General features: G+C 38.2%; 9 protein-coding genes and 1 pseudogene. 5 read left to right on the plus strand and 5 right to left on the minus strand.

From position 1 onward, the window contains the following. Positions 1–163: 163 nt before the first annotated feature. Positions 164–1,339 carry an acetyl-CoA C-acyltransferase gene (locus tag FTV37_RS10985; protein WP_180063850.1) on the minus strand — a complete coding sequence of 392 codons (1,176 nt, stop codon included), beginning with the start codon at positions 1,337–1,339 and terminating at the stop codon, positions 164–166. Between the two features lie 113 nt (positions 1,340–1,452). Further along, positions 1,453–1,974 carry a GspH/FimT family pseudopilin gene (locus tag FTV37_RS10990; protein ID WP_180063851.1) on the minus strand — a complete coding sequence of 174 codons (522 nt, stop codon included), beginning with the start codon at positions 1,972–1,974 and terminating at the stop codon, positions 1,453–1,455. Positions 1,975–2,352: 378 nt separating this feature from the next. Between FTV37_RS10990 and omp38 the strand changes: the two genes are divergently transcribed. Continuing rightward, positions 2,353–3,405, plus strand: a complete 1,053-nt coding sequence (gene omp38 / locus FTV37_RS10995; RefSeq protein ID WP_180063852.1) for an outer membrane protein Omp38 — start codon at positions 2,353–2,355, stop codon at positions 3,403–3,405. 433 nt (positions 3,406–3,838) lie between these two features. Continuing rightward, a pseudogene (locus tag FTV37_RS11000) lies at positions 3,839–5,960 on the plus strand (TonB-dependent receptor). 65 nt (positions 5,961–6,025) lie between these two features. Here the strand turns inward: FTV37_RS11000 and FTV37_RS11005 are convergent. Then, positions 6,026–7,090: an aldehyde reductase gene (locus FTV37_RS11005; RefSeq protein WP_180063853.1), complete on the minus strand. Its 1,065-nt coding sequence runs from the start codon at positions 7,088–7,090 to the stop codon at positions 6,026–6,028. Between the two features lie 346 nt (positions 7,091–7,436). Beyond that, a complete protein-coding gene (locus FTV37_RS11010; protein ID WP_180008171.1) occupies positions 7,437–8,192 on the minus strand; it encodes a hypothetical protein in 756 nt (251 codons plus the stop codon). Between the two features lie 435 nt (positions 8,193–8,627). Here FTV37_RS11010 and rlmF point away from each other — a divergent pair, with 435 nt between their 5' ends. Further along, a complete protein-coding gene (gene rlmF / locus FTV37_RS11015; RefSeq protein ID WP_180008172.1) occupies positions 8,628–9,602 on the plus strand; it encodes a 23S rRNA (adenine(1618)-N(6))-methyltransferase RlmF in 975 nt (324 codons plus the stop codon). A gap of 347 nt (positions 9,603–9,949) precedes the next feature. After that, positions 9,950–10,414 carry a bacterioferritin gene (gene bfr / locus FTV37_RS11020; protein ID WP_067762676.1) on the plus strand — a complete coding sequence of 155 codons (465 nt, stop codon included), beginning with the start codon at positions 9,950–9,952 and terminating at the stop codon, positions 10,412–10,414. 57 nt (positions 10,415–10,471) lie between these two features. Here bfr and FTV37_RS11025 read toward each other — a convergent pair whose 3' ends face one another. Next, complete coding sequence (locus FTV37_RS11025; RefSeq protein WP_373683576.1) at positions 10,472–11,005, minus strand: peroxiredoxin; 534 nt, start codon at positions 11,003–11,005, stop codon at positions 10,472–10,474. 193 nt (positions 11,006–11,198) lie between these two features. Here FTV37_RS11025 and FTV37_RS11030 point away from each other — a divergent pair, with 193 nt between their 5' ends. Further along, on the plus strand, positions 11,199–11,960 hold the full coding sequence (locus tag FTV37_RS11030) for a YqiA/YcfP family alpha/beta fold hydrolase (RefSeq protein WP_180063855.1): 762 nt from the start codon (positions 11,199–11,201) through the stop codon (positions 11,958–11,960). The last annotated feature ends 16 nt before the right edge of the window (positions 11,961–11,976 follow it).

Consider the following 11,976-nt stretch of genomic DNA (forward strand, 5'->3'; position numbering starts at 1 on the left):
CTTTGCTGACCTGTATGTGAACAATTTATGTCTAAAATGTAAGCATAAAAAATCCCTCTTACAGAGGGATTTTCAGTCTCCCTCCTTTATTAAAGGAGGAGTTAGGGGAGGATTAAAGAATATTCCCTCTAAATCGCCCTTTGCGAAGGGAGTCTACAGAGCATTAAAGCAATTCAATCGCCACAGCAGTTGCTTCACCACCACCAATACACAGCGCTGCAATACCACGCTTACCACCTGTACGTTTTAATGCATGGATCAGCGTTAAGATAATGCGTGAACCGGTAGAACCAACAGGATGTCCAAGCGCACAAGCACCACCATTGATATTTACTTTTTCAGCATCTAATTTAAATTCATCAATAGGGCACATCGTGACCATGGCAAAGGCTTCATTAATTTCCCATAAATCTACATCAGCAACATTCCAACCCGATTTATCTAGAACTTTTTGAATTGCGCCTACAGGTGCAATGGTAAACTCGGATGGATGTTGTGAATTTGATGCATAAGCCACAATTTTTGCGAGCGGATTTAAACCTTTTGCTGAAGCTTGATCTGCTGAAGTTAAAACTAAAGCAGATGCACCATCAGAAATAGAACTAGCATTGGCAGCGGTAATCGTTCCATCTTTAGCAAAAGCAGGGCGTAACGTTGGAATTTTTTCGATATTAGCGTTAAAAGGCTGTTCGTCTTTATCGATAATCACATCACCTTTACGACTCGAAACAGTGACAGGCACGATTTCGTCAGCAAAATAACCCTCAGTAATTGCAGTTTGTGCACGTTTAAGCGAGCGAATGGCGAAGTCATCCATTTGTTCACGTATATAGCCTTTTGTATTTGCCATATCCTGCGCAAAAGAACCCATGAGTCGGCCCGTTTCTGCATCTTCTAGGCCATCTAAGAACATATGATCTTTAACATCACCATGGCCCATACGGTAGCCAGCTCGTGCTTTGGTCAATACATACGGCGCATTGGTCATTGACTCCATACCACCTGCAACCACGACTTGAGCCGAACCTGCCTTAATCATATCTGCCGCTTGCATCACGGCCTTCATACCTGAACCACACAGCTTGTTGATGGTTACGGCACCAGTTGAATCTGGAAGACCAGCTTTACGCATCGCTTGACGGGCAGGACCTTGTTTCAGACCAGCCGGAAGCACACAGCCCATAATGACTTCTTCAACATCTGTCGGTTGTAAACCCGCGCGTTCGATGGCTGCTTTAATCGTAACTGCGCCTAATTCAGGTGCAGTGACAGCGGCTAAACTCCCTTGAAAACCACCCATTGCTGTACGGGCACCATTCACGATGACGATATCAGTCATTACATGTCTCCATTTTCTTATACATTAATTTTTGAATACGTCAGCAGTATAAGTAAAATTGAACAGGAATAAAGCAAATTTAGAAGGCTGCTTTGGACTCGCCGGTTCTCAAATTAGCAACTGGCTGGGTTTTCAAATCGTAAATGTCCCATTCGACTTAAGACCGCTCGGATCGGTTGAAGCGTTGATTTTGAACAGTAGTAGAAACTACCATTTGAACCATTGGGTAAACCGGAGCTGGCCTGAAAGGTTAGGCTCGGAATGTGTAAAGTCCCACGCCAAGACAGATCGCCATATTTTAAATTGAGTTTATCTTGCAGCAATATTTTTTCATTTGCGTCGACTTGGCGGTTTTTATTACTGTCAATAAATATGATCAGTCCATTGTTCCAGTTGTTAGGTTGGCAAAGTTTAAAGTCAAGACTAGGACAAATCACAATATTGGAATGATAAATAGTGGCCTGAGCCCGTGCGAATGCATTGTGATTTTGAATAGTCAATTTGATGTTATTCGCTTCGCGCTGCGCCATTAAATTGTTGAAATGTGGTAAAGCTATCGTCACGATAATGACCATAATCGCGATTGAGACTAAAAGTTCAAATAACGTAAAGCCGGTTTCTTTGTTGTAAAGCATTGATTTAATCCAAAATTTAATATTATTTTTATATGTCTAATGTTATATGTGTTTTTAATGGCGATATTAATTTTGAGTATAGAATTTTATTACTCAATTTTAGATAAAGCTGTTAAAATGAAAATAGCAAGTGACAATAGGCGATTCACTGCTCAAAATTGAGTAAAAATTTACCGAATTACAACGGAAATTGTAAGTAATTTTGTCAATAATTTACTTGATTAGATTAATCAAGCACTTGGAAAAAGAAAAAAGTGTTTGTATGATTCAGCGTGAATAGCTTAAAAAAAAAACTGGGGTATAAGAAAGCCTATCTCAGGATAGCCAATTTTTCGGCTTGAGCTTGAACAACAATTGTTATCTCTGGAGGATAAATCCATGAAAATGAGTCGTATTGCATTAGCAATGCTCGTAGCTGCTCCTTTAGTAGCTGCAAACGCAGGCGTAACTGTTACTCCATTAATGCTTGGTTACACTTTCCAAGATTCTCAACACAACAACAGCCGTGGTAACCTTACTGAAGGTCCAGAGCTACAAGACGACTTGTTTGTTGGTGCAGCACTTGGTGTTGAATTAACTCCATGGTTAGGTTTCGAAGCTGAATATAACCAAGTTAAAGGTGATGTAGACGTTGATCACGGCGAATACAAACAAACCCAAATTAACGGTAACTTCTATGCTACCTCTGATTTGATCACTAAAAACTATGACAGCAAAGTTAAGCCATATGTATTGTTAGGTGCTGGTCACTACAAATACAAATTTGACGAAGCTCGTGCTCGTGGTGTTGCTGGTGTAGATCGTGGTACTACTGAAGAAGGTACTTTAGGTAATGCTGGTCTTGGTGCTTTCTGGCGCTTAAATGATGCTTTATCGCTACGTACTGAAGCTCGTGCTACTTACAACATCGATGAAGATTTCTGGAACTACACAGCTTTAGCTGGTCTTAACGTAGTTCTTGGCGGTCACTTGAAGCCAGCTGCTCCTGTAGTAGAAGTTGCTCCTGTAACTCCAGTTGCTCCAGTTGCTCCAGCTCCTCAAGAGTTGACTGAAGATCTTAACATGGAACTTCGTGTGTTCTTTGATACAAACAAATCTAACATCAAAGATCAATACAAACCTGAAATCGCTAAAGTTGCTGAAAAATTAGGTGAATACCCTAATGCTACAGCTAACATCGAAGGTCACACAGATAACACTGGTCCACGTGCTCTAAACGAACGTTTATCACTAGCTCGTGCTAACTCTGTTAAATCTTCACTTGTTAACGAATACAACGTTGATCCAGCTCGTTTATCTACTCAAGGTTTCGCGTGGGATCAACCGATCGCTGACAATAACACTAAAGAAGGCCGTGCTATGAACCGTCGCGTATTCGCTACGATTTCTGGTAGCCGTACTGTAGTGGCTCAACCTGGTCAAGCTCAATAATTTGAGTTTAACTTCGGTTAGAAAAAAGCGGCTCTTTTGAGTCGCTTTTTTTTATGTCAAAAAATTAAAAAAGAGACTTAAATTTGGCTAAAAGGCACTAACCAAAATGCCTTATTAACTTTTGAATAATCGTAGGATGTAAATGGATATATCTATTCAAGGGACAATAAAGCATGTAAAAATTCAAACTATTTGTATATTAATTAATCATTTGTTTACCTTAGAGCTTAAATTGAACATACACAGGCTATATTTTTATTTTTTACAAAAGTAATTAAAAACAATTATTTACATTGTTTAATCTACAATTTATAAAAAAATTAATATTTATATTTCTCATTAAAAAAGTATAATCATCGGGATTCATAATGCAGTTGAGAATTATTCTAAACATAATAACGATTCTTATTCAAATAAAACTAATCTTGAAATGATGAATAATTTTGCAAAAACACACTTAGTACGTTCAATAACTATGGTGCTACTCGGTGTTGGAGGGGCTACATCTGCGCTTGCAGCGGATACAACGGTACTAGAGACGATTGAGGTTGAGGTTCCTGCGGAGAAACAAGTTGCGAATGGTAAGTTAAAAGCAAATACAGACCTAGGTGCTTTGGGAAATCAAAAAATTGTTGATACGCCATTTAGCGTAACAGCATATAGTGAAAAACTGATTGAAGAACAGCAAGCGTCAACTGTAGCACAAGTTTTAAAAAATGATGCGAGTATTCGTATGACCACGAATCAGGGGCATTTATATGAAAATTTCCAAATTCGTGGATTTGGTGTGCATGGTGATGAAATTGCTTTAGATGGTTTATACGGAATGGCACCGGTCAGTCGTGTACCCACAGAAACCTTAGAGGCTGTAATGGTCTTGAAGGGGCCAAATGCCTTGGTCGCTGGGATGGCACCTAATGGAGGGGTTGGTGGTGTGATTAATATTACGCCTAAACGTGCACATGAAGATTTAACTAGACTGACTTCTACTCTGGAAGATGAAGGTTATTACCAAAGTCATCTTGATGTTTCACGCCGTTTCGGTGAACAAAAAAAAATTGGTGTTCGCACGAATTTAGTCTATGGCCAAGGTAAACGTAATATTGATGGAGAAGAAGATACTAAAGCACTGGGTTCAATTGCTGCAGACTATACTACAGATCAATTACAAGTAAATTTTGATGCCTATGCAATACATGAAGATCGTGAAAATGGTTCACCAGCCATGGTTTCGTTTGCAAAGAATAAAAAATGTGATTGCGGCACCGGAAGGTGGGTTAAATTATTTTAATGATTTAGATACTCAAATAGATAGTAAGTTTGTTGGTTTAAAAGCGAAATATGCATTAACACCGAATGCAAATATCTTTGCTGGTGCCGGTTATGCAGATAAAAAATATAAAGGCTTTGTATTTGGCACACGTATGGTTCTGAATAATGAACAAGGTGATGCGACTACACAGACTTATGGTCAATACGCGCACTTTAAAAATACATCCGCAAATATTGGCGGTGATTATAAATTTAATACGGGTATTGTTTCACACAAATTAGGTCTTCGAGCAGATTATCTTAATATTCAGACAGATCAGCATAACCCTGCTACATCCAGTGGATATTCAACTAACTTATATAACCCCGGTCAAAATGGATTAATGGCGGTCGCACCAAGTGTCATGCCATTAAATGACAATACGTTTGCAAGTTATACTTTGAGTGATCAAATTTCATTACTTCAAGACAAACTTCAATTTATTCTCGGTTTACGTTACCAAGATATGGATTTGAAGAATTTTAGTTCACAACGTAAAAATAGTGCTGATTGGCGTTATGAAGAAAATGCTTGGTCACCTAGTTTAGGTCTTGTAGTTAAACCTTTTGGTGAAAATCTTTCTTTATATGCCAATTATGTAGAGGGTTTGAGTCAAGGTAAAACAGTTACAGATGAAAGTGATCTGAATTTTGGAAAAACTTTTGCACCTTTTAAAACCGAACAATATGAAGTGGGTGCTAAATACCAAAATGGATCATGGTTAAATACACTTGCTTTGTATGAGATTAAAAAGCCTGACACTATGGTAATTGATGGGGCGACTACTGATGGTGCAGAAACACGTGCTCGAGGCATTGAATGGAGTTTCTCAGGACAAGTTCGTGATGGTTTAACGATATTAGGTAACATGGCTTATCTTGATACGGAATATACCAAAGCATTAGTCAATAAAGGCAATGAGCTTCTAGGTATGCCAGATCTTACAGCGACAATTGGTTTGGATTATGCGTTACCTTTACTCGACGGTTTATCTGTGAATGGTCGAGTAAACTATGTAGGTGAACAATATGTTGATTCAGCAAATACCTTACAATTACCTGATTTCACGACAGTGGATTTAGGTGCACGTTATAAAACAAATTTAGGTGGTGTATCTACAACATTTATGGCAAATGTCGACAATGTGACCAATAAAAAATATTGGGAGGGCGTATTTAATGAAAACTTTGCCACGATTGGTGCAGACCGTACCTATAAAGTTGGTGTGACTTTTGATTTCTAAGTTAGATTAGTTTTTTAATATAAAAAGCCACCTATTTAAGGTGGCTTTTTTTGTTGATGAGGGATTCACGGAATATATTGCTTCACCACACCATCATCGAGGAGTTGTTGGAAATGCTCAACCACACTGTTTTGAATATCACGGTATTCGATCCCTAATTCTTTCTTGCTCTTATCTGCATTAAAGTAAATTGGGTAACCCATATTGAGTTCAACAAATTTACGTGGGAAGCCGGCAAGAGGGCCAAATGCCTTAAAGGCAAACTTCGGTAAGGTATTACGTGGAAAAGGAAATTTATTACCAAAATGCGAGCGTAATATTTTCCCCATTTCTAATAAACTTAAAGTACCACCGCTAATGATATAACGACCTGATGCTTTAGGGTTTAATGCTGCTTGTACGTGCGCTTCGGCGACATCACGGACATCGACGATACCATTCCACATTGGTGGAACACCGGCCAAAGTCATACCATTGGCAAACTGTTGTAGAACTTCAACGCTTCCTGACTGTGTTGACGCTGTTAAAGATGGCCCCATGACCAGTGCTGGATTGACACAAACCAGATCCCAACGGTTTTGTGCTTTTTGCATATCCCACGCTTTGCGCTCTGCCATTACTTTTGAATATGGATAAGGCTGATGCGTCTCAGAGCTAGAAGTGTTCCAATGCGATTCATCAAATTCATTATGCTCGGTCTGTAGAATATCAATGGCATCACCATAAGTTGATGCAATACTTGACGTTACCACCACTCGCTTAACGGATTCAGTTTTATTTACACTATTGAGTACATTTTCAGTGCCTATCACCGCAGGCTCAATAATGTCTTTAATTGCGTCTTTATAGTTGGTCACAACAAAAGGGGATGCCATATGGATCACAATGTCACAACCTTGCATGGCTGAATCAAATGCACCCTCATCCAATAAATTGGCTTGAAACAGTTTTAAAGCGCCAGTTGTTTTAGCTGCAATTTTTTCGAGATGTGCAAATCCTGATGTTTTATTGAGATCACGAACTGTGGCATGCACTGTATGACCTAATTCAAGTAAGTTCTTAATGACCCAACTGGCAATATAGCCTGTCGCGCCTGTGACGAGTATCTGTGTTGTTGTCTTGCTATTCATATTCTTCAACTTTAATTGACGCATTTTTTATCATATTGAAAATATTTAGTTTTGTCTTTGATTGATTTGAAAAAATATATGTTGATGATTGGGTTTAATGCGCACTAAATTCAGCAGAGAATACATGTGAACGCTGCAAAAGTACTTTTTTATGATCTTAAAAGCGTGAATATGGGATGAATGTTGGATAGATGCATATTCTTATGATTATGAACGCAAAATCTCACAGAAAAATGGACAAAGAATCATATCTAACTTGTGCGCTGTAATTTAAAGCCTAGAACTTAGGTCTAGGCTTCTTCATTTCGTATAAGAGATTTTATGTTAAATGCTCATCAAAAGATGGTTATGTGTGTCTAGAATTTTGGTGGCTATTCAGTTGATTTAAAAATAGAAGATATGGAATTAAAAATACAAAGATTAATGCAGGTATAATGGTAAAAAAGATCATATACCACACATAGCGTTGATTGGTTTTATATAAATGAACATGATAATCAATCCCTCGGTAAAAGTCGGGTGATTTGATTTCATAGATTAAAGTCATATATTTTATAGGATAACCAAAACCTTTAACATATTGGATATCAAAACTTTGATCCATCATATAGCCATATTCACATTGATCTATTAATATCAAATGACATAAAGGTATCCATCCATTATCGCCTTCAATAACATCCATTACAGGCCACGTTGAGGCTGCTCTTCTAGGTCCTCCTGCACTTAGTTTCGATCCCCCCTTCATAATCACTTTTGCTTGTTTGAGTTCATTTACATAACCCTCTATATCCAAAAAAAGAATAGCGACCTTTTTATTTAAACCTGTTGCCATAGCGACTACCACGACAGTCATCACACCAACTTTGATATGCTCCCATAGCAGCTTTTTCTTTTGTACTTTAAGCTCTTCAATCGGGGTCGTCGCATAAAAATGACCTAACCAAAAACCAAAAAATAAAGTACTGCTAAAGAACCAAATGGTTAACCATTTCATGCCATCAAAATTGGCATCGGCAAAAACCCAGTACAGCATCCCACAGGTGTAAAAAATAATAGCCGTAAGCGCTAGTGTGTAACGGTTAATGTTAAAAGCACTCATAAATTACGATTATCCTTAAAATTTATTTTCAATATCTTCTTTATTTTTTAGAAACATATTGCACTCAAGTTTTCAGTTTTTCTAAAATTAACATAATGCACGTTATACGAAATTCTATTTTTTATTTCATATAAATCATTATCTTATGTTGATGTGAAAAGTTCTATTATCACCGATTGGGCTTTTTTGTTGATTATTCATGTTCCATGATCGCTATTTAATCAATGTTCCACGGCCTTGTTTAATGATATAGCAAACAAAAATGTCTAGATAAAATAAGAATAGATTTCCAAGTGGTTATTGATTTGCAGAAAGACAAATAAAAGGATAGGGGCGTCATTGAGCATTAAATTCACGTACAATATCGCTTAATTTGCAGGTCTAGATCCTGCCTTATCAGATGATTCTGTTCTCCCGTTGAATATTGGCATACACATGGCGCAAGTAAAGAAATCTTTTCCGCAGCAAAAATCGGAATTACATGCACGAAATCTGCATCGCAGTCGTTACGATTTTCCTCAGTTAATCACGAGCTGTCCGGAACTTACGCCTTTTGTCAGCCCAAATAAATATAACGATTTATCGGTAGATTTTTCAGATCCGCACGCTGTGAAAATGCTGAATAAAGCATTGCTCAAGCATTTTTATGGCATTCAATATTGGGATATTCCCAAAGATTATCTTTGCCCGCCTATTCCGGGGCGAGCGGACTATATTCACTATTTGGCTGACTTGCTGAGTGCTAACAACAAGGGGCAAATTCCAACAGGACACGCCGTTCAAGTCTTAGATATTGGCGTTGGCGCGAATTGTATTTATCCGATCATTGGTCATCGGAGCTATGGTTGGAAATTTGTCGGCTCAGACATTCATTCTGCATCGGTTAAAAGCGCTCAATTTATTGTGGAGGCCAATCCGAATCTGCGTAAAGGCATTCAGATTCGATTGCAGACGACTGCGAGCAATATTTTCAATGGTGTGATTAAACCTTCAGATCGTTTTGATTTGACCATGTGTAATCCGCCATTTCATGCCTCTCAAGATGAAGCCGATGCGACCGCAACGCAAAAATTAAGAAAACTGGGCAAGCCAGTTGATAGGACTAAGGTGGTGTTAAACTTTGGCGGTCAAAAAAACGAACTCTGGTGTGATGGAGGCGAAGAACGATTTGTCTGCCAAATGGTGCAAGAGAGTATTCATTTTGCTGAGCAATGCCTTTGGTTTAGTACGCTGGTTTCCAAGAAAACAACATTGCCAGTGCTTTTAAAGGCCTTAGCGAAGAGCGGTGCAGTGGATGTGAAAACTATTAAAATGACTCAGGGACAAAAAGAAAGCCGTTTTGTCGCTTGGACTTTTTTAGATTCAAAGCAGCAGCAAGCATGGAATAATGCACGTTGGACTTCAGCTTAAGTCTGTCTTCTTTGGAAATTTGGGTCATCGGTGTACTATTCCATGAATAGAGGCGAGGCAGTGCAAGTATGGCGTCTTGGATCAATCCGGCGATTTTTTTGCTAAACAAGACGCATTGTTAATTGTTACAAAAAACAGCATCTAGCGATTTTTTATTATTTCGTGTTCTAAATGCATGGAATATTCTGCAAGGGCTTCTTTTATATGTGAAAAATGCGCGGAATTGAACTGCAAATGCGTATGTTTATCATTTAAATTTTATATAAATCATAAACTTACAAAAATTATATTTTGCATTCATTTTGAAACTTGTCCATAATATTTGAAAAGGGTATGGAGTGAAGAAAATGCGTGGCAATCCAGAAGTCGTAGACTACTTAAATATGCTGATCGGTGGCGAACTGGCTGCTCGTGATCAATACTTAATTCATTCCCGTATGTATGAAGATTGGGGCTTAAGTAAAATCTTTGAACGTATCGATCATGAAAGCCAAGAAGAAGGCTCACATGCAGATGCATTGATTCGTCGCGTATTGTTCCTTGAAGGAACGCCGAATATGAATCGTGATGATATTGAAGTCGGTACAGACGTTGTGACCTGTTTAAAAGCGGATTTGGCGCTTGAATATCATGTTCGTGAGAAACTTGCACAAGGTGTAAAATTGTGTGAAGAAAAGGGTGACTATGTGACCCGTGATATGCTCCGTCAGCAAATGTCAGATACTGAAGAAGATCATACTTACTGGCTTGAAAAGCAAATGCGTTTGATCGAACTCATTGGCCTACCAAATTATATTCAGTCTCAAATGTAATTTAAAAAATATCCAAAAAACCCAGCTTCTGCTGGGTTTTTTATTGGGGCATGAAAACTATTGTTGTAGTCTTTTAATATCTGCCAAGACTTGCGCAGCATGTGTCTGTGTATTCACACTGGTATATTGATAAACAATAATACCTTTCGGATCAATGAGAAAGGTTTCACGTTTGGCAACTTTCAAAATCCCTAAGTTTCGTACAATACCTAGCTGAGTCGCCAGCTTATGCTGTTGGTCGGCAAGAATTGGAAAGGGAAGTCCGAGTGCTTTAGAGAACGTTTGATGTGATGCAACATCATCTAAGCTTGCGCCCAAAACAACCGCATTAGTTTTTAAAAATTGTGGATACAGGGTTTTAAATTGATTGGCTTCTTCTGTACAACCGGGTGAGTTGTCTTTGGGATAAAAGTACAGAACAAGCCATTTGCCTTGATATTGCTTCAGTTCGTGCCATTTTCCATTTTGATCTTGTAATTTAAAGTTGGGTGCGGGTGTGCCTACCCATTGTTTTTGTTTGTTTTGACTGGTGCTGAGTATTGATGTTTCAGCAACTGTGATTTGGGTAGTTGCTATTAAAGCACATGTCATGAAACAGATTTTTAGCAATGAAGAAACTTTCATAGAGCATCAGTTTATATTGTTCTTTATTCGATCTTAACAAATTTTAAAGCGCTGTAGGCTGGCTGATTTTATATTTATTGAAGTCGATTGCGAATGTCTTTTGGCAAATCGGTTGATGTGCTGAAATGCCACTATCAAACTTGCTTTGAACTTTTATACTATGTGGAATCGTTTAATTTTAGAGTTTGTATTGAATCAACATATTTTACTTATTACTGGCTGGGGCGGCGGTCGTAAATTACTTGCTCCTTTACAGCAGGCATTGATCGCTCAAGGTTATCAGGTCGAATTATGGAATATTTTTGATGCCTTAAATCTAGCAGTGCTCGAACAGAAAGTTGCATTGGCGAAGCAATTTGATGTGATTATTGGCTGGTCACTTGGTGGTCAATTGGCGACGATTTTGGTAGATGAAATTCAAAAAAAATATCAACAACAAAAAGTGCTGATCACACTTGGCTCAAATCCAAGTTTTGTGGCTCATGAAAAGTGGTCTGCTGCGATGGATCAAGCGACTTTTCAAAGCTTCAAACAATCTTTCGAGCAGGATACGATTTCTACCTTAAAGAAGTTTGGTTATATGGTTTGTCAGGGTACTGATAGCACCAAGCAAGATTTCATCACCTTGCAAAGTTTGATTCAAGCGCAAAATTTAGATGTGCTTCGAGCAGGATTGAACTGTTTGGAGAAGCTTAATAATGTCAGTATCTTGAAAAATTACACTGGTCATCAATACCATTTGTTTGCTAAGCAAGATTTTTTAGTTAGTTACAAAGTTGAACGCTTACTGCGTAATTTAGCTGTAAAGTTTTTGGAGAGTGAATTGGTTTCTGGCTCACATGGCTTTCCATTGTTTCAATCTGAAGTCATAAGTTGCAAAATCTGCCAATATTTAAAGAAAATAGAACAAATCTCTGAATAGCTGGGCTTTATGGCAA

Origin of the sequence: Acinetobacter sp. YH16042 (assembly GCF_013417245.1) — a bacterium.
GTDB lineage: Bacteria > Pseudomonadota > Gammaproteobacteria > Pseudomonadales > Moraxellaceae > Acinetobacter > Acinetobacter amyesii.

Excerpts from the sequence above, each read along its gene's own strand:
- FTV37_RS10985 (WP_180063850.1), bottom strand. The coding sequence starts at position 1,339 with ATGACTGATATCGTCATCGTGAATGGTGCCCGTACAGCAATGGGTGGT.
- FTV37_RS10990 (WP_180063851.1), bottom strand. The coding sequence starts at position 1,974 with ATGCTTTACAACAAAGAAACCGGCTTTACGTTATTTGAACTTTTAGTC.
- omp38 (WP_180063852.1), top strand. The coding sequence starts at position 2,353 with ATGAAAATGAGTCGTATTGCATTAGCAATGCTCGTAGCTGCTCCTTTA.
- FTV37_RS11005 (WP_180063853.1), bottom strand. The coding sequence starts at position 7,090 with ATGAATAGCAAGACAACAACACAGATACTCGTCACAGGCGCGACAGGC.
- FTV37_RS11010 (WP_180008171.1), bottom strand. The coding sequence starts at position 8,192 with ATGAGTGCTTTTAACATTAACCGTTACACACTAGCGCTTACGGCTATT.
- rlmF (WP_180008172.1), top strand. The coding sequence starts at position 8,628 with ATGGCGCAAGTAAAGAAATCTTTTCCGCAGCAAAAATCGGAATTACAT.
- bfr (WP_067762676.1), top strand. The coding sequence starts at position 9,950 with ATGCGTGGCAATCCAGAAGTCGTAGACTACTTAAATATGCTGATCGGT.
- FTV37_RS11025 (WP_373683576.1), bottom strand. The coding sequence starts at position 11,005 with ATGACATGTGCTTTAATAGCAACTACCCAAATCACAGTTGCTGAAACA.
- FTV37_RS11030 (WP_180063855.1), top strand. The coding sequence starts at position 11,199 with ATGTGGAATCGTTTAATTTTAGAGTTTGTATTGAATCAACATATTTTA.